The 16959-nt window shown below is 67.7% G+C and carries 23 protein-coding genes; 11 read left to right on the top strand and 12 right to left on the bottom strand.

All coding sequences use genetic code 11. The features are described from left to right. Window positions 1–240: 240 nt before the first annotated feature. Entirely contained in the window at window positions 241–885 is a 645-nt protein-coding gene (locus ACIOTO_RS00565; RefSeq protein WP_400855870.1) for a GntR family transcriptional regulator, read from the top strand. Between the two features lie 9 nt (window positions 886–894). Here the strand turns inward: ACIOTO_RS00565 and ACIOTO_RS00560 are convergent, their stop codons facing one another. After that, entirely contained in the window at window positions 895–1212 is a 318-nt protein-coding gene (locus ACIOTO_RS00560) for a hypothetical protein (RefSeq protein ID WP_400855869.1), read from the bottom strand. Here ACIOTO_RS00560 and ACIOTO_RS00555 point away from each other — a divergent pair. Continuing rightward, window positions 1172–1534: a DUF3263 domain-containing protein gene (locus ACIOTO_RS00555; RefSeq protein WP_400855868.1), complete on the top strand. Its 363-nt coding sequence runs from the start codon at window positions 1172–1174 to the stop codon at window positions 1532–1534. The two genes, ACIOTO_RS00560 and ACIOTO_RS00555, sit on opposite strands and share 41 nt — an antisense overlap. 26 nt (window positions 1535–1560) lie before the next feature. Beyond that, window positions 1561–2637, top strand: a complete 1077-nt coding sequence (gene ychF, locus ACIOTO_RS00550) for a redox-regulated ATPase YchF (protein WP_400855867.1) — start codon at window positions 1561–1563, stop codon at window positions 2635–2637. 39 nt (window positions 2638–2676) lie between these two features. Here ychF and ACIOTO_RS00545 read toward each other — a convergent pair whose 3' ends face one another. From ACIOTO_RS00545 to ACIOTO_RS00535, 3 genes are all read right to left on the bottom strand, one after another. Beyond that, a complete protein-coding gene (locus ACIOTO_RS00545) occupies window positions 2677–3069 on the bottom strand; it encodes a hypothetical protein (RefSeq protein ID WP_400855864.1) in 393 nt (130 codons plus the stop codon). 107 nt (window positions 3070–3176) lie between these two features. After that, window positions 3177–3953, bottom strand: coding sequence for a hypothetical protein (locus ACIOTO_RS00540; protein ID WP_400855863.1), 777 nt, complete (start codon window positions 3951–3953; stop codon window positions 3177–3179). Between the two features lie 26 nt (window positions 3954–3979). Then, window positions 3980–4336 (bottom strand): PadR family transcriptional regulator, encoded by a 357-nt coding sequence (locus ACIOTO_RS00535; protein ID WP_400855862.1) that lies wholly within the window; start codon window positions 4334–4336, stop codon window positions 3980–3982. A 214-nt stretch (window positions 4337–4550) separates the two neighbouring features. On the opposite strand from ACIOTO_RS00535, the gene ACIOTO_RS00530 reads away from it, so the two are divergent. The 4 genes from ACIOTO_RS00530 to ACIOTO_RS00515 all read left to right on the top strand — a co-directional run bounded on the left by ACIOTO_RS00530 (window position 4551) and on the right by ACIOTO_RS00515 (window position 7929). Then, the gene (locus ACIOTO_RS00530) at window positions 4551–4913 is read left to right on the top strand and encodes a hypothetical protein (protein ID WP_400855860.1); all 363 of its coding nucleotides are present in this window, start codon (window positions 4551–4553) and stop codon (window positions 4911–4913) included. 70 nt (window positions 4914–4983) lie between these two features. Continuing rightward, complete coding sequence (locus ACIOTO_RS00525; protein WP_400855859.1) at window positions 4984–6645, top strand: ABC-F family ATP-binding cassette domain-containing protein; 1662 nt, start codon at window positions 4984–4986, stop codon at window positions 6643–6645. Next, the gene (locus ACIOTO_RS00520) at window positions 6642–7196 is read left to right on the top strand and encodes a GNAT family N-acetyltransferase (RefSeq protein ID WP_400855857.1); all 555 of its coding nucleotides are present in this window, start codon (window positions 6642–6644) and stop codon (window positions 7194–7196) included. The genes ACIOTO_RS00525 and ACIOTO_RS00520 overlap by 4 nt, the downstream gene beginning before the upstream one ends. Before the next feature lie 157 nt (window positions 7197–7353). After that, window positions 7354–7929 (top strand): alpha/beta fold hydrolase, encoded by a 576-nt coding sequence (locus ACIOTO_RS00515; protein ID WP_215067089.1) that lies wholly within the window; start codon window positions 7354–7356, stop codon window positions 7927–7929. A 4-nt stretch (window positions 7930–7933) separates the two neighbouring features. On the opposite strand, the gene ACIOTO_RS00510 is transcribed toward ACIOTO_RS00515, so the two are convergent. From ACIOTO_RS00510 to ACIOTO_RS00495, 4 genes are all read right to left on the bottom strand, one after another. Continuing rightward, window positions 7934–8278 (bottom strand): LysR family transcriptional regulator, encoded by a 345-nt coding sequence (locus ACIOTO_RS00510; RefSeq protein WP_029262938.1) that lies wholly within the window; start codon window positions 8276–8278, stop codon window positions 7934–7936. 64 nt (window positions 8279–8342) lie between these two features. Next, window positions 8343–9005 (bottom strand): hypothetical protein, encoded by a 663-nt coding sequence (locus ACIOTO_RS00505; protein ID WP_400855856.1) that lies wholly within the window; start codon window positions 9003–9005, stop codon window positions 8343–8345. Window positions 9006–9128: 123 nt separating this feature from the next. Beyond that, window positions 9129–9428, bottom strand: coding sequence for a Fe-S cluster assembly protein HesB (locus ACIOTO_RS00500; protein WP_400855854.1), 300 nt, complete (start codon window positions 9426–9428; stop codon window positions 9129–9131). A 107-nt stretch (window positions 9429–9535) separates the two neighbouring features. After that, window positions 9536–10063, bottom strand: coding sequence for a GNAT family N-acetyltransferase (locus ACIOTO_RS00495; RefSeq protein WP_400855852.1), 528 nt, complete (start codon window positions 10061–10063; stop codon window positions 9536–9538). 129 nt (window positions 10064–10192) lie between these two features. Between ACIOTO_RS00495 and ACIOTO_RS00490 the strand changes: the two genes are divergently transcribed. Further along, complete coding sequence (locus tag ACIOTO_RS00490; RefSeq protein ID WP_105709569.1) at window positions 10193–10735, top strand: Dps family protein; 543 nt, start codon at window positions 10193–10195, stop codon at window positions 10733–10735. 25 nt (window positions 10736–10760) lie between these two features. On the opposite strand, the gene ACIOTO_RS00485 is transcribed toward ACIOTO_RS00490, so the two are convergent. After that, on the bottom strand, window positions 10761–11288 hold the full coding sequence (locus tag ACIOTO_RS00485; protein WP_400855849.1) for a DUF6328 family protein: 528 nt from the start codon (window positions 11286–11288) through the stop codon (window positions 10761–10763). A 69-nt stretch (window positions 11289–11357) separates the two neighbouring features. Here ACIOTO_RS00485 and ACIOTO_RS00480 point away from each other — a divergent pair, with 69 nt between their 5' ends. Continuing rightward, window positions 11358–11564: a hypothetical protein gene (locus ACIOTO_RS00480; protein WP_029262932.1), complete on the top strand. Its 207-nt coding sequence runs from the start codon at window positions 11358–11360 to the stop codon at window positions 11562–11564. A 22-nt stretch (window positions 11565–11586) separates the two neighbouring features. Here the strand turns inward: ACIOTO_RS00480 and ACIOTO_RS00475 are convergent, their stop codons facing one another. Next, entirely contained in the window at window positions 11587–12180 is a 594-nt protein-coding gene (locus tag ACIOTO_RS00475) for a 1-acyl-sn-glycerol-3-phosphate acyltransferase (protein WP_400855848.1), read from the bottom strand. A gap of 95 nt (window positions 12181–12275) precedes the next feature. On the opposite strand from ACIOTO_RS00475, the gene ACIOTO_RS00470 reads away from it, so the two are divergent. Next, window positions 12276–12422, top strand: a complete 147-nt coding sequence (locus tag ACIOTO_RS00470; protein WP_400855846.1) for a hypothetical protein — start codon at window positions 12276–12278, stop codon at window positions 12420–12422. Between the two features lie 33 nt (window positions 12423–12455). Here the strand turns inward: ACIOTO_RS00470 and ACIOTO_RS00465 are convergent, their stop codons facing one another. After that, on the bottom strand, window positions 12456–13934 hold the full coding sequence (locus tag ACIOTO_RS00465; RefSeq protein WP_029262930.1) for an MDR family MFS transporter: 1479 nt from the start codon (window positions 13932–13934) through the stop codon (window positions 12456–12458). Between the two features lie 167 nt (window positions 13935–14101). On the opposite strand from ACIOTO_RS00465, the gene ACIOTO_RS00460 reads away from it, so the two are divergent. After that, window positions 14102–16150: an ABC transporter ATP-binding protein gene (locus ACIOTO_RS00460; protein ID WP_400858064.1), complete on the top strand. Its 2049-nt coding sequence runs from the start codon at window positions 14102–14104 to the stop codon at window positions 16148–16150. Between the two features lie 13 nt (window positions 16151–16163). Here the strand turns inward: ACIOTO_RS00460 and ACIOTO_RS00455 are convergent, their stop codons facing one another. Then, window positions 16164–16937 carry an SDR family NAD(P)-dependent oxidoreductase gene (locus tag ACIOTO_RS00455; RefSeq protein WP_400855842.1) on the bottom strand — a complete coding sequence of 258 codons (774 nt, stop codon included), beginning with the start codon at window positions 16935–16937 and terminating at the stop codon, window positions 16164–16166. Window positions 16938–16959 lie beyond the last annotated feature (22 nt).

The raw sequence follows: 16959 nt of genomic DNA, 5'->3' as shown, positions 1-16959 counted from the left end.
TGTGAAGGCGTTTCGTGAGGGCTCGACGGTGCACAGCTATAGACAGCCAGGCGGTGCTGTCGTATCGTGCGAGGTCAGCGCGGTTACGCGGTAGCGCGGTTCGGGGGAGGTCCCGTTCACCGAGCTGAGGCCTTCCGCCGAGTACATGCGAAAGCTGTGCGGAGCGGGAGGCCAACTCGTTCTCCGTCTGGTCGTCGAGCGCCACAGCGCTGACGCACTCGTGGAACGGAGAAGGAAGATATGGCACTGTCGGGTGGCCCGGTGGATCGGACGCGGCTCGGGGAGAGCGCGTATGCGCGGCTCCGGGCGGCAATCATCGGCGGTGAGTTGGAGCCAGGGTCGGTGCTCGGCGTCTACGAGACTGCCAAGGCTTTCGGCACCTCAAGGGCACCCGTCCAGGTCGCGTTGGATCTGCTCGCCCGTGAAGGGCTCGTCGAGGTGTATCGCAACTCATATTCTCGAGTGGCTTCGGTGGGCAGAGAGAGCACGCGCAAGGCGGTCGACGTCCTCACGGATGTGTGGACGGGCGCCGTTCGCCGGTTCCTACCGAGGGCAGGCGAGGAGGAGGTTGCAGCCCTGAGCGACCTCACAACCCGGTTGGCGGTGGCGATAGCCAGCCGGGAGGTGGCATCTTTCGCGGACGCTCTGGAAGAGCTAGCGGTGAGCTGCTCGAGAGGTGACGCAAGCCCGGAACGCACCAGCATCGTCCGCCAGACCTGTGCTCACGTTCGCCGCTACTGGCTCCTCTCGGATCGGGCGCTTGATTGGGATGCCGCCGCGACGCTGACCGCAGCCATCGGCGCTTCCATCCGATCACGGGACGCCGCTGGAGCGTGCGACGCGATCACAGGATTCCTTGACGAGGTCGCTGCCGACGCTCCCTGATCCGGGCGCTCAAGACTCGTCGTCGAGCTGCACAGCGTTGCCCCACACCCAGCAGCGGAAAGTCCGGTCCTCGGCGCGGAACTCGATGCCGGCGGCGAGAGGCGTGGAGCGGACGAGCTTCGCGTCGACCCGCACCGCCTCCGGGCCGAACCGCACCCACGCGCGAACACGCTTCGGACGCGGGTGGATAGTCATTGGCTGCTCGCGCACGTCCATCTCGCGATCGGTGAGCGACTGCAGCGGGCCGTGCTTCGCGGCCTCGAGGATCGATCGCGCCTGCGACTGCATGTCGCGATACGCGGAGAGCGTCGCGCCTGGGGTCCCCATTGCCGGTGATTCCTTCCTCCGGCCGAGAGGTTCGATTCTACGTCGCGACGTCCGACATCGCTGTCAGTGGTCGGTGGCAGGATCGGTGACCGTGACGCCTGCTGACCTCCTCGCCTTCGAAGCCGCCAACCCTGTTCACACACCCTCGAAAGAGGAGCGGATCCGGCGAGAGCTCGGCATCACACCGACTCGGTATGTCGTGCTCCTGCACCGGGCGGCATCGTCTGCCGAGAGTATCGCCGCGCACCCGCTCGTTGCCCGTAGGGTGCGCGACCGAGTGGCGGCCCGTGCAGCGGCGAGAATCCGCCGCACTGCAGCGTGATCTCGGGCCGGTAAGCTCGTCTTGCCATGTCACAGTTACGAATCGGTATCGTCGGCCTGCCCAACGTCGGCAAGTCCACCCTCTTCAACGCACTCACCAAGAACGACGTGCTCGCGGCGAACTATCCGTTCGCGACGATCGAGCCCAACGTCGGCGTGGTGAACCTGCCCGACCCGCGCCTCGACAAGCTCGCGGAGATCTTCGGCAGCGAGCGGATCCTCCCCGCAGCGGTGTCCTTCGTCGACATCGCCGGCATCGTGCGCGGTGCGAGTGAGGGTGAGGGGCTCGGCAACAAGTTCCTCGCGAACATCCGTGAGGCCGACGCCATCGCTCAGGTCGTGCGCGGCTTCTCGGACGACGACGTCGTGCACGTCGACGGCACGGTGAACCCCGCCTCCGACATGGAGACGATCAACGCCGAGCTCATGCTCGCCGACCTCGAGACCGTCGACAAGGCGATCACCCGGTACGAGAAGGAAGTCCGCGGCAAGAAGATCGAGCCCGTCGTTCTCGAGACCGCGAACGCGGCGAAGGATGCCCTGGAGCGTGGCGGGCTGCTGTCGGTCGCGGGCATCGACCTGACGCCGATCCGCGAGCTGGGCCTCCTGACCGCGAAGCCTGTCATCTTCGTCTTCAACGTCGATGAGGGCGTTCTGACCGACCCCGCCCGCAAGGAAGAGCTCGCCGCTCTCGTCGCTCCGGCGAAGGCCATCTTCCTCGACGCGAAGATCGAGTCCGAGCTCATCGACCTCGACCCGGAGGACGCCGCCGAGCTTCTCGCGTCGACCGGCCAGGACGAGTCGGGGCTCGACCAGCTCGCCCGCATCGGCTTCGACACCCTCGGGCTGCAGACCTACCTCACGGCTGGTCCGAAGGAAGCTCGCGCGTGGACGATCCCCAAGGGGTCGAAGGCCCCGCAGGCGGCCGGTGTGATTCACACCGACTTCGAGAAGGGCTTCATCAAGGCCGAGATCGTGTCGTTCGAGGACCTGGTCGAGACGGGCTCCGTCGTCGAGGCTCGCGCCAAGGGCAAGGCTCGCCTCGAGGGCAAGGACTACGTCATGCAGGACGGCGACGTGGTGGAGTTCCGCTTCAACAACTGAGCGGGGATCGCAGGTCCGGGGGATCGTCTCGGACCTCGTCTATTCCGCAGAGTCGGCACCAGGCTGTCGGGCCTCGGCGTCTGTCAGACCCTTCCGATACTTCGTGGCAGCACGCCGGATCGTTGCCACCTTCGGGTTGTCCGCCCGCGATGCGGGAAGACGGTCGAGGATCGTCACGTCGGCTCGGGCGGCGAGCGTCAGAAGTCCCCAGATGCCGATCGAGTCGAGCTCGAAGTCGGCTTCCTCCGGGGTCGCTGCCGCGAACGCCGCATGCGCGGCCGCTTCGATCTCGGGGGCGCTCGGCCTCTTCGCCGCACCTTGCACCGCGTTCGGCTGATTCGAGTAGTCGTCGAGCTTCGTCAGCAGTCGCTCCGCGCGCTCTGCGCCGAGTGTCGATGCGAGCTCGGCTTGGATCGGGTACGTCTCCGTCACGCTCGTCTCCAGAGTTCTGATCAAGGCAGCTGCCGTCGGAGCCGAGGAAGGGCCCCGCACGGGCAGAATACCCAGTCCGAGGCCCTCCGCGTGCGGCCGGGAGCTCGTCAGAACATCCCGGGAATCTGCTGGAGCAGCCAGGAGAAGCCGATCATGACCACGGTCGCGAGCGGGAGGACGAAGACGGTCACCAGGCCTGCGCTGGCGCTCTCCGGCTGCTCGCCCGGCCCGACGATGGGATCGTCCTGCACCCGACCGCCGAGGTAGGCGCGCATCTGCAGGAGGAAACCGGCGGCGAGGAGGACCACGCCGATGGCCGAGGCGATCCAGACGCTCACCTCTCCGATCTGCTGAGGCAGCAGGAGAAGTGCGCCGACCATCACGATGAGCAGCGCCATCCAGCCGATCCAGCTCCGTACCGGATGCTGGGCGATCATCCGCAGAGGCACGTGCGACGCGAAGAGGAGCAGCGCGAGCGCCCCCGAGGCGATCGCGAGCAGGACGAGGTGCCCGACGGTCACGGCAAGAGCCGATTCGCCCGCGAATGCCGCCTGCGCGCTGAAGGTGGTGAGCAGCATGCCGAAGAGGCCCAGAACGAGAGCGATGCCCCATTCGCGATCGATTCGTTGAGGTGACTGCTGAGGCTGCTCCGGGGCGTCCTCGGCGGCGTACGCACGGGGTTCGCCGAATGCGGCAAGGGCGCTCTCGCCCGACTCGGACACATGACTCTCCACGACCACGAGGGAGTCCCCGATCCGCGATCCCGGAACGCCGAGGAGACGCTGCTCGAGCACGAACTGCTCGATCCAGTCCCGCTCGACACTCGGCGCCAGTCGCGTGTAGGTGTCGACGGAGCCGAAGCCCGTCCTGTTGCTCAGGTTCATCGGTGCTGCCTTTCGGTTCCCGGTGGTCATGTCAGTTCTCGGCGCTTCTCGAGCGCTCCGTCGGTGAGCTCGCGGGTGGTCTTCGTGAAGTCGGCCCAGAGCTCGGCCATCGACCGGGCATATGCGCGGCCCTGATCTGTCAGCGAGAAGTACTTCCGGCCGGGGCCGCCGTCGCCGGGACGCCATTCGACTTCGACGAACCCGGACTCCTCGAAGCGCCCGAGGAGGGGGTAGAGGGTGCCGCCTTTGATGTTGCCCAAACCCGCGGTCGCCAGGCGCTGGGTGATGGCGTACCCGTAGTTCGGGCCCTCGAGGAGGGCTCGCAGCACGCACACGCCCAGCGCGCTTCTCATCCACTCACTCGGCCACTGTTCCGGACTCATGACTAGATCGTACGTCAGACTAGTTGCTGTGGCAACTAGTGATCGCTGATCTCACCCACGCGGGGGAGGGCGCCGATACCTCCGGGCGATGGTCGGGTCGCGCGGAACGCGCCAGCCTGGGGGCATGCTCTCATCGACAAGCACAAGCACAAGCACAAGCACAAGCACAAGCAGCACCGATGACCCGTCCGTCAGGTTCGTCCGTTCTCGCCGTGTGGCGGGCGGTATCGGCGCTCTCGCCCTGGTCGGCCTGGGCGTGGCGCATACGGCGACCAATGCCGTCGGCTTCGCAGAGGAAACGGACGCCTCCTGGCCGATGTTCCTGATCTTCGGTGTCGGAGTCAGCCTCGTGCTGTGGGCGGTCGCGGTCATCGCCTGGCGATTCTCACATCGCGGAAGCGGGCGCGTCAGTCGCGTGCTCATCGCTGTGGTGGGCGTCCTCTGCGGCCTGATGGCGTTCAATGTGCTGCGTGTGCACCCCGAGATCATCCTCTCGCCCGCCGGTCCAGGGCCCTGGACGCTCGTCGGAGGTCCGGCGCTGCTGCTGTCAGCGCTCCTACCGCTGCGGAAGAAATAGGCCGCGAATGCACGCAGCCTCCTCCTCGACCCGGTCAGCGCACCGTCCTGACGGGTGACAGGATTGACGGATGACCGCAACACTCGTGGCCCAAGGGCTGGCCGGCGGGTACGGCCACCGCACCCTGTTCGACTCGCTCGACCTCACTGTCACCGCCGGCGACGTCGTCGGTCTCGTCGGAGCCAACGGGGCAGGAAAATCGACCCTCCTGAAGCTGCTGGCCGGCGTGGAGGAGCCGCAGGCGGGCACGATCAGGCTTGCCCCGGCGGATGCGTTCGTGGGCTGGCTTCCGCAGGAGCACGAGCGCATCGTGGGCGAGAGCGTCATCGACTACATCGCCCGCCGCACCGGATGCGCTGCCGCGACCAGAGAAATGGATGCCGCAGCCGCGGCCCTCGGTGATCCCTCGCTCGCGGCTCCGGGCACAGACCCCGCCGACACCTACTCCACGGCATTGGATCGGTGGCTGGCCAGCGGTGCCGCAGACCTCGACGAACGCGTCCCCTCCGTGCTCGCCGACCTCGGACTCGACCTGGGGGATGAGCCCGCCGACACCATGATGACCTCGCTGTCGGGTGGGCAGGCCGCCCGTGTGGGCCTCGCCGCGCTGCTGCTCTCTCGCTTCGACATCGCGCTGCTGGATGAACCGACCAACGACCTCGACCTCGACGGCATCGAGCGGCTCGAGGCATTCGTGCGTGGGCTCCGCGGCGGTGTCGTGGTGGTCAGCCACGACCGCGAGTTCCTCGCCCGCTGCGTGACCAGAGTCTTGGAACTCGACCTCGCGCAGAACAGCAACAGAGTGTTCGGTGGCGGCTACGACTCGTACCTCGAGGAGCGGGCCACCGTGCGTCGACACCAGCGCGAGAAGTACGACGAGTTCGCCGATAAGAAGGCCGACCTCGTGTCCCGCGCCCGCACACAGCGCGAGTGGTCGAGCCAGGGTGTGCGCAACGCGATGAAGAAAGCACCGGACAACGACAAGATCAAACGTAAGGCGTCAGCCGAGTCCAGCGAGAAGCAGGCGCAGAAGGTGCGTCAGATGGAGAGCAGGATCGCCCGGCTCGAAGAGGTCGAAGAGCCGCGCAAGGAGTGGCAGCTGGAGTTCACGATCGGCTCGGCCCCGCGTTCCAGCTCCGTCGTGTCGACCCTGAGCTCGGCGGTGTTCCGGCAGGGATCCTTCCAACTCGGACCGGTGTCGCTGCAGGTGAACGCGGGGGAGCGCATCGGCATCACCGGTCCCAACGGTGCCGGAAAGTCGACGCTGCTCCGCGGGCTGCTGGGGCGGCAGCTTCCCGATGAGGGAACGGCGAGCCTCGGCGCGAGCGTGCAGATCGGCGAGATCGACCAGGCCCGCGCGCAGCTCGTCGGAACGCAACCGCTCGCGGTCGCGTTCGAAGAGCTCGTGCCGGAGATGGCATCCGCGGAGATCCGCACACTCCTCGCCAAATTCGGCCTCAAGGCCGATCACGTGACGCGCGCGGTCGATGAACTCTCGCCGGGGGAGCGCACGCGAGCAGGGCTCGCCCTGCTGCAGGCCCGCGGCATCAACCTGCTCGTGCTCGACGAGCCCACCAACCACCTCGACCTGCCCGCGATCGAGCAGCTGGAGCAGGCGCTCGAGTCGTACGAGGGAACCCTGCTGCTCGTCACGCACGACCGGCGGATGCTCGCCACGGTGCACACCGACCGGCACTGGCGGGTGGAGGCCGGGCAGGTCGCCGAAGCATGACGGCCCTCGTCATCGACAGCGTCCCGCACGGTCGCCTGACCACGAACGACATGGCGCAACTGCAGGCGCTTTTCGACGACGAGTACTCCGCAGAGTTCGGGGCCTGGGATCCGGATCAGCCCTACGGCTACGCGCCCCATGACAATCACCTGATCGCGCGCGCCGACGATGACGTGGTCGGCCACATCGGCTGGGCGCGGCGGACCATCGGTGTCGGTGCGGCGGAGCTCGTGGTCGCGGGAGTCGGTGGGGTGCTGATCTCCCCACGCGCACGTGGGCAGCGGGTCGGTGCCCGGCTCCTGACACACGCGGCAGCGTCGATGACGGATGCCGGGGACATCGAGTTCGGCTACCTCGGCTGCCGCGAGGAGGTCGTCTCCTTCTATGAATCGTGCGGATGGCGCCGAATCTCGGCGGTCGAGCACTCTATCGATCGCACGGGTCAGCCCGCCACGCAGCCCTCAGGGCCTCCCATCCTGACCCTCGCGCTCGGCCCGACACCACGCATGTGGCCCGCGGGCACGATCGAGCTTCGGGGACGGGCCTGGTAGTCGTCGGGCGAAGATGCTCCGGCAGTCCTCGTCTCGGTGGCCGCCGGGTCGGGATACGCTGGTGGACGGCGGCTCCGGTCGCGGTCCGGTCGCAGGCGTCCGCCGTGGAGGTTTCGCCTGAGTTCCTGACACCGACGGCACGAGGAGATTCACGCCGATGACCGACACCCAGATCTTCGAGCCCGACGGCCGCGCGATCCCCTTCGTCGATGAGGGCGACGGACCCGTCAAGCTCGTCCTGATCCAGGAGCGCGACCTCCCGGCCGACATCCTCGGTGTCGTCGCGCACTACCTCGCCGAAGAGGCGGGCTTCCACGTGCTGCGGATCGGTCACCGCGCCGAGGTCAAGGGCGAAGAGGTGTCGCTGGACGAGCGCGTCGAGGATGCGCTCGCGGTGATCGACCACGTCGGCCTCGGCGACACCTGGATCGGCGGACACGGATTCGGCGGCACCGTCGCACGTGCTTTCGCCGTCGCGCACGCGGACCGTGTCAACGGACTGGCGCTGCTCGGCGTCGAAGAACTCGACATCCCCCTCGCGCCGGTGATGCCCGTTCTGATCATTCAGGGGACGAAAGACAACGTCACGCCGTTCGCCAACGGTGAGCAGCTGCAGTCGACGGCCCCCGAGCGTGCGAGCGTGAAGAGCATCGACGGGGGAGATCACCACTTCCCGATGACGCACCCGATCGAGACCGCGGTCGTCATCGAGGAGTACCTCGACTGGGACTGACCCCCTAGCGGCCTTGCCGCTTCTTGTACGGCTTCGGCTGCCCCTTCACCGCGGGGGTTCGGCCCTTGCCTTTCGAGGCCTTCGCCTTGCCGCCGGCCGGTGCGGGGGCGTTCTTCACCGGCGCAGGAGCGGCCGCGACCTCCGCCTTCGCCTCGACCAGCAACAGCTCGCCGACGTGCGTCAACCGGGTCTGCCCTTCGCGGTGGACGATGGGATGGCCGACCTCGGCCTCGAGCTTGTCGATCGACGTGTACAGCGAGGCCAGCGGGATGCCGAGCTTCTCGGCCGCCCGCGGAAAGTGGAGCTCTTCCGCGAGGACGACGAAACGGCGGAGCAGAGAGATCTTCACGGTGGCCCTTCGACTGTTCGCACGGGATTGCGAGCCACTCCAGGTTACGCGGTGGGAACGGGGTTCAGAGGTCGCTGAAGTCGTTGGCCGGAGCGAGGATCCGTATCACGGTGTCGCCCTCGAGCACGAACAGCTCATAGAGGATGCCGACGGATCCCGGGCGGGTCAGCGATTGCGTGTCCGGAACCTCTTGCCCTCCCAGGCCGAGATTGGCGGCAGTGGCCGGATCCTCTTCATCGACGAGCGCCCAGGCGCCTGCATCGATGAGTTCGGTCCTCGTCGAGCCGACACCGACGCCCTCTTCGGTGATCACTTGCATGTCTCCGACCTCGGCGGCCGTGATGGCGATCGACGCGGGGCTCCCGCCCTCGCGGTCCGCGACGACCGAGAGTCCGTCCCAGTCGTAGCGCTGCAGGGTCGACGGCTCTCCGGGGAAGATCTCCACTGTCTCCGGCGACGGGAGCTCGCCGGTCGCCGTCTCAAGCAGATCGAGGAGTGCCGCGGAGTCGTCGAAGCTCGCGCTGCTGGTGCCCGTTTCGTTCGTCACGGTGACTCCCGCCAGCGAAACGACGATCTGGGGATCGACCTCGGGGGTCGGGCTGGGGGAGGGCGATGCCGGAGACGATGTGGGCGTCGGGCTCGGCTGCGCGGTCGAGGTCGGAGCACAGCCGAGAAGCAAGACGGCCGAGACGGCGAGTGCCACGGCAGGGGCGAGGGAACGTTGCATGCTCAGACACTATGGCGCGGCCTGGTTGCTGCGTGCGGGGCGCGGTCGAGGTATCCGAAACGTGATGCGGCAGACAGGACGGATGCCGCGACCGAATCGGCCGCGGCATCCGGAATCCTTCGGTCAGGCGACCTGAGGGAGCACCGCGAACGACACGGAGCCCTCGTCGTCCACACCCGCGTCGAGGATCTTGTCGTCGAGTGCGGCGACGGCGGACTCATCGAGGAAGAGCCGGGTGCCGGAGACTTCGACGACCTGGTCCTGGGGCTCCGGATCTGCGGCGACGAGCACGGCGAGACGCGCGCCGCCATCCGCATTCTGAGGTTCGGACGAGTGGATGCGCAGTCCGGCATCCGGGGCGTCGGTCTGGCGACTGACGAGCGTCGTCACGATGGCGGAGGCGTTGTCGGTGAGGGTGAGCACGAGACTCTCCTTCCGTTCGGGGCATGTCACGGTCGCAACATGTCCGGGCTACGATGCCGAACTCGGACGATCGCCTCAACCCCCTTGTGCGGATTCGGAGGAGGCTCTTATCCTCCTCGCAGGTTCTTGCGCAGGAACACCTGTTCCGTGCCGTCGCCGTCCGGCACCCTCTCGTGCTCGACGTAGCCGCACCTCTCGTAGAGGCGGATGTTCGCCTCGCTCAGGCTGCCGGTGAAGAGTTCGGCGACCTGTGCGGTGGACGCGCGCTCCGCGTGGTCGAGCAGCATCCGCCCGACTCCCTCGCCCTGCATGTCCGGGGCGATTGCGATTCTCCCGATCAGGAGCATCCCGTCCTTCTCCACGAATCGGATCGCGCCCACGAGGCGTCCGCCGATGCGCGCCGCCAAGCCGGACTCTGAGCGCAGCTCCGCCTCGAGCTCGGTGAGGGTCTGCGTCAAGGGAGGCATGTCCACGCTCCCGTAGATCGCGGCTTCCGAGACGAACGCCGCGCGCTGCACGGTGAGCACTTCACCGGCGTCCGCCTCGCTGAGGGGGGAGATGACGATCCCGCGGTCGTTCTGGTCGTTCTGGTCGTTCTGGTCGTTCTGATCGTTCTGATCGCTCTGCTCTGTCACGATGCGGGGTTTCTCCTTGTGTCGCGTGTTCAGGTCCGGTCGCCAGAATCGGGGCCCGGACTCCCCGTGTCAACCCCCTCGGGGCGACGTACCCGTCCCGGCTATCCTCACCGGCAGGAGGTCACAGACATGGCTGAAACGAAGACGAAGAAGACCGGCAGCTCGACGAAGGGCTCCGTGAAGACCACGCGTCAGCAGAATGCGGAGAAGGGCTTCACTGCCTCTCCCGCGCTCGCGAGCAACCTGCAACTCGTGCTCGTCGACCTGCTCGAACTGGCGATTCAGGGGAAGCAGGCGCACTGGAACGTCGTGGGCCGCAACTTCCGCGACACCCATCGCCAGCTCGACGAGATCATCGACGATGCGCGCGCGTTCAGCGACACGATCGCGGAGCGGATGCGCGCCCTGCATGCGGTTCCGGACGGGCGCAGCGCCACCATCGCCAAAACCACGACTCTGCCCGCGTTCCCCGCGGGGGAGGTCTCGACCACCGAGACCATCGATCTGGTGACCGAACGACTGGAGGCGGCGGTCGGGACGATGCGCGACGTGCACGACGCCGTCGACGAGGAAGACCCGACGTCGGCGGATCTCCTGCACGCGGTCATCGAGCGACTCGAGCAGTTCGCCTGGATGGTCAGCGCCGAGAACCGCAGCCCCGCCGGTCGCTGACTTCGCCCTGCTCCTCGGGCCGTGATCAGTCCGGCGCGGTTCCGGGGGAGCGGGGGCGGCCGCGCATGATACGCGGGAGGGCGGCCCACAGCGCGATCACCAGCACGAGCGCCGATACCAGGGCTACGAGCCCGGCCGTACGATTGACCGTGAAGTCGACGATCAGCATCGTGACCCCGATCGTCAGCGCTCCGATCACGATCAGATCGATCCTGACGATCCGGGCGGCGATCCGCACGAGCTCGGGTTTGCGGCGGTGTCCGAACAGAGCGCGGTGCATTCCCACGGGAGCCAGCGCCAGGATGGTCGCGATCGCGGCCAGGGCGACGAGGACGACGTAGAGGTCACGCTGGAATTCGTCCATCTCGGTGAACCTCGGCTGGAATGCCACGGCGAGGAGGAACCCGGTGAGGATCTGGGTCCCCGTCTGCATCACGCGGAGCTCCTGCAGGAGCTCTTCCCAGTTGCGGTCCGCGCGTTCGTTCTCGGTCTCGTCACGTCCGTCCCTGCGGTCATCGAGTTCGTGGTCGCTGCGCGGAGGATCCGATGTCATGATCACAGTGTCGTGCCGCCGCTCGCACGATGTCCAGGCTCTTGCACCGACGGATCGAAAGAAGGCATCATGACGCTCCCGCCCATCAGCGATTGGTGGTCCGAACTCTCGGAGGACGCACGCCGCTCTGTTCTCGACGGCGACTCTCCACACCTCGACGAAGACGTCCGGGAGGAGATCCGGGTGATCACCGGAGCGGTGGTGGGGATGGTGGAGGGTTTGACCGAGGAAGACCTCGACTACGCCCGCGCGCACGCCGAGGAGGAGGCGGGCTGATCCACGCGGCAGCCGCGGAGATTCACTCGCGGGCGTCGGCTCCCGGGGCGGGCTGCTCCTCGCGAAGCCGCGGCTCGGTGCGACGCTCGGGTCGGGCCCCGGCCTTGTCGGCGTAGAACGCTCGGATCCGGTCCATGTCCGCGGCGACGTCTCCGGTGAGGTCGATCGTGGGACCGAGGCCCGTGGTCATCGTCATGCGATCGACGAAGCCGAGTGTGACCGGCATCCCCGTCTCGCGTGCGATGCGGTAGAAGCCCGACTTCCAGTACTCGTTGCCGCCACGGGTCCCGTCCGGGGTGACCACGAGTCCGAAGACCGTTCCGGCGTGCACCTGCCCGACGACATCGTTCACCACACGCGCCGGGTCCGCGCGATCCACGGGGATGCCGCCGAGACCACGCATGAGCGGACCTCGCCAGCCGCGGAAGAGGCTCTTCTTCCCGAGCCAGTGCACGTCGATGCCGAGTCGCCAGGCGATCGCGAGCATGAGGACGAAGTCCCAGTTGCTGGTATGCGGGGCGCCGACGAGCACGGTCGGACGTGTGGGGGCTGCCTCGCTCGTGAGCGTCCATCTGCTGAACGCCCAGAACATGCGGGCGAGGAGTCGTTTGAGCATGGATCAACCGTAGGGGAGAACGGCTGTCGAGCCGCTGTCCGCACCCGGCGTGCGGCTTCGGCGCCACTCCCTCGGAGCAGGCGTACGATCGAGGGATGAAGAAGACGCCGGAGGACACCGTGCAGCAGGAAGCGCCCATCGGGCTGCAGCCGCTCCCGGGAGCCCTGGACCTGCTCGAGGGCGATGCCGCCGGCTATTGCAGCAACGGCATCTGCCACTTCCCCGCCCCGAAGGCCGAGTAGGCAGCAGACGCCGTCGCGTGCGAGCGCTCGGGGTCAGTGGCCGCCGTGGAAGCCCTCGCCGGCGTCGTCGGCGGGCTTGCGGACGAACGGGCTGAGCGCCACCGCTGCGAGCGAGATGATCGCGGCGATGAGGAACGCCATGCGCGCACCCGGTGCTCCGGCCGCTGCTCGCGACAGGCCTTCGCCCTCGCCCGCGTGCAGGATCGCCGAGTAGGTGACCGTCAGCAGAGCGACACCGGCCGCGCCGCCGACCTGCTGGAGCGTGTTCAGCACAGCGGAACCGTGCGAGTACAACGACCGCTGCAGCGAACCGAGCGAGGCCGAGAACAGGGGCGTGAACGACATCGCCAGTCCGACGGACATGGCCGCCTGCACGATGATGAGCACCCACCACACGGTGTGCTCGCCGACCGTGGAGTAGAAGAACAGCGCCGCCGACACGAGGATCGTGCCCGGGATCAGCAGCGGACGCGTGCCGCGCGCGTCGTACACGCGACCCATGACCGGACCCAGCAGACCCATCAGCACCGAGCCGGGGAGCAGGATCAGGCCGGACTCGAGGGCGTTCAGCCCCGCGACGTTCTGCAGGTACTGCGGCAGCAGGGTCAGCGTTCCGAACATCGACAGCGCCAGGATCGTCATGATGATCACCGAGAACGTGAAGTTGCTCGAGCGGAAGACGCGCAGGTCAAGCAGTGCGTCGTCGACACGCTGCAGGATGAGCTGACGCCACACGAACAGCGCCAGCGACACCGCGCCGACGACCAGAGCGATGATGCCCGTGGTCTCGCCGGATCCGCCTTCGCCGCCGAACTGGCTGAGGCCGAACACGATGCCGCCGAAGCCGAGCGCCGCGAGAGGGATCGAGAGGACGTCGAGCGGGACGACGCGGGTCTCGCCGAGGTTCGTCATCCACTTCACGCCCATGAAGAGCGCGATGAGCGCGATCGGGAGGATGATCGCGAAGAGCGCGCGCCAGTTCAGCGTCTCGAGCACGGCACCGGCGATGGTGGGTCCGATCGCCGGGGCGAGCGAGATGACCAGGCCGACGCGGCCCATCATCCGACCTCGGGACTGCGGCGGAACGACGTTCATGATCGTCGTCATCAGCAGCGGCATCATGATGCCGGTACCGGCGGCCTGGATGACGCGCCCCACGAGCAGGATCGAGAAACCGGGAGCGACCAGCGCGACGAGCGTGCCGAGCGAGAATGCGATCATCGCGGCGATGAAGACCTGCCGCGTGGTGAAGCGCTGCAGGATGAAACCGGTGGTCGGGATCACGACGGCCATCGTCAGCATGAAGGCACTGGTGAGCCACTGGCCGAGCTCGGGCGGGATGCCGAGATCGGCGTTCAGATGCGGGATCGCGATCCCCATCGTGGTCTCGTTGAGGATGGCGACGAACGCGGCGACGAGCAGCAGCCAGATCACGCGCATGTCCTTGCGCGAGATCTCACCCGCTGCCGGTGCGGGGGTCGTCGAGATGGAGCCGGTATCGACGGCAGACATGGGCGGCCTCCTGGGCGAAGAAGAAATGGAGATATCGCGAGAGTTCGCAAGAGTCCTTCAGCGTAACGGCGGGTGCGGACATTTCATTCCGAACTCACAGAAATCCGCTGTCGGCAGATCCGGGCGGCCTCGATGTCGCGGGGGCTGAGTACGCTGGCGCCATGAGCATGGGCGGTGGACGAGGTGGAGGAGCGAGCTTCCGCGGGGTCGATGAGGATACGCAGCGGAAGCTGAATGCCGAGGCGCCGCGAATCAGCGGCCTCGGTTCACGGGTCGTCTCCCTGTTCCGTGCCTACCGCGCGCGTATCTTCCTCACCGGGATCCTCGTCGTCGTCGGTGCCGCAATCGCCGTCATCCCGCCCCTGATCGTGCAGCGCATCTTCGACGATGCGTTGTTCCCGGTCGCCGGCGGCGGGCCGCATCTCGAGCTGCTGGCCTGGCTCGTCGCCGCGATGGTCGGGCTCTTCCTGCTCTCCGCCGTCCTCGGCGTGGCGCAGACCTGGCTCACCTCCACCGTCGGCAACAGCGTCACCGGCGACCTGCGGGTGAAGCTCTTCGAGCACCTCCAGGCCATGGAGCTCGGATTCTTCACGCGGACGAAGACCGGAGTGATCCAGTCCCGGCTGCAGAACGACGTGGGCGGCGTCTCCGGCGTGCTGACCAACACCGTCACCAGCATCCTGGGCAACGTCGTGACCGTCATCGCCTCGCTCGTCGCGATGATCCTGATCGACTGGCGCCTCACCCTCATCGCCGTGATCATGATGCCGTTCCTCATCTTCGTCCAGCGCAAGGTGGGCCAGGTGCGCGCACGGATCGCCGGCGAGACGCAGGAGTCCCTCTCCGAGCTCACATCGATCACCCAGGAGACGCTGAGCGTCTCGGGCATGCTGCTGTCGAAGGCGTTCAACCGTCAGCGCACGGAGTCGGAGCGCTATCAAGCCGAGAACCGCAATCAGGTCGTCCTGCAGGTGCGCAGGGCCATGAGCGGCCAGGGCTTCTTCGCGGTCGTGCAGGTGCTCATGGCCAGCGTGCCGGCGGTCATCTACCTCGTCTCGGGCTATCTCATCGCCGGGGGTACCGGGGCGATCACGGCGGGAACCGTCGTCGCGTTCACCACGGTGCAGGCGCGGCTCCTCATGCCGCTCATGGGCCTGATGCGGGTCTCGCTCGACCTGCAGACGTCTTCGGCGCTGTTCGCGCGCATCTTCGAGTACCTCGACCTGGTGCCGGAGATCCAGGACGCTCCGGACGCGATCACCGTCGACGAGGCACCGGGGCCCAAGGGGCGGCTCGAGTTCGCCGATGTGCTCTTCCGCTACCCCGACGCCTCGGCCGACGCCCGACCGACACTGGACGGCGTCTCGTTCGTCGCCGAGCCCGGACAGCACGTGGCGTTCGTCGGCCCCTCGGGCGCGGGCAAGACGACGATCCTTTACCTCGCGCCGCGGTTGTACGAAGCGAAGGGCGGCTCCGTGCTCTTCGCGGGGGCCGACGTGCGCACGCTCACGCAGGAGTCGATCATCGACCACGTGGGCATCGTGTCGCAGGAGACCTACCTGTTCCACGCGACGATCCGCGAGAACCTCCGCTATGCCAAGCCGGATGCGACAGAGCAGGAGCTGATCGCCGCGTGCACCGCGGCCAACATCCACCACATCATCGCCGGGTTCGAACAGGGATACGACACCGTGGTCGGTGAGCGCGGGTACCGGCTCTCGGGCGGGGAGAAGCAGCGCATCGCGATCGCGCGCGTGCTGCTGAAGGATCCGCCGGTGCTTCTCCTGGATGAGGCGACGTCGGCCCTCGACACCGTGTCGGAGCGCGTGGTGCAGGAGGCGCTCGACGAGGCGGCGAAGGGGCGCACGACGCTGTCCATCGCGCACCGCCTGTCCACCGTGATGGGTGCCGATGTGATCCACGTGCTCGAGGCGGGGCGCATCGTCGAGTCGGGGACCCACTCGGAGCTGTTGGCGCTGGGCGGGTTGTATGCGGAACTCGCCGCGCAGCAGGTCGCCGCATCGCGTGTGCTCGACACCGAGGCCGCGGTCGAAGAGGCCGTGACCGGGGGAGTCGGAGCCGCGCTCACCGACCGCCGTGCGGATCGTGCGCCCGCGGACTCCGCCGGCGCCGATGCCGTCGCGGCCATCACCGCTGCGGTTCCGCTGTTCGCCGAGCCCCGCCCCGACGAACGGGTCTACCCGGCCGAGCCCTGATCTGCGCCGGGAGTCAGTGCACCGACAGCCCACCGTCGACGAACAGGGAGTGGCCGGTGACATAGCCCGAACCCGCTCCGGCGAGGAAGACGGACGCGCCGGCGAAGTCACTCGGAAGCCCGTTGCGGCCGATCATCGTGCGGGCGGCCAGCTCGGCGATCTTCGCCGGGTCCTGCTGCAGCCGGGCGTTCAACGGCGTCAGCACGAACCCGGGTACCAGCGTGTTGCTGGTCACTCCGGTCCCTCCCCATGCTTCGGCCTCGGAGCGCATCAGCGACTCCACCGCCCCCTTCGAGGCTCCGTATACGCCACTGCCGACGAAGGCGCGATGCGCCTGCTGGGAGCTGATGTGGATCAGCCTGCCGTAGCCGCGCTCCGCCATGCCCTGCGCATAGCGCTGACCGAGCAGGAAGGGCGCGAGCGCGTTGACGGTCATCGTCGCATCCCAGTCGTCTTCGGTGATCTCCGCGAACGGCGGACGGATGTTGATGCCCGCGGAGTTCACCAGGATGTCGGGCTCGCCGAACGGCTGGGCAGCGGCCTCCGCGACGGCATGGATGCCCGACCGCGTGCTGAGGTCGCCGACGACTCCGGCCGCGCGGCAGCCGTGCGCGCGGAGCTCCTCGACGGTCTCCTCGATACGGGCCTCGCCGCGCGCGACGACGACCGTGGCGGCACCGGACCGGGCGAGTGCCGTGGCGATGCCGCGGCCGATGCCGGAGCTGCCGCCGGTGACGACCGCGGTGCGGCCCTCGAGCGAGAAGAGGGAGGCGAGGTAATCGTTCATGCGGTCATCCGGATCGTTCGTT

Origin of the sequence: Microbacterium sp. NPDC087592 (assembly GCF_044743585.1) — a bacterium.
Lineage (GTDB): Bacteria > Actinomycetota > Actinomycetes > Actinomycetales > Microbacteriaceae > Microbacterium.
The sequence above is the reverse complement of the archived record's forward strand: the minus strand, read 5'-3'. Positions and strand labels throughout refer to the sequence as shown.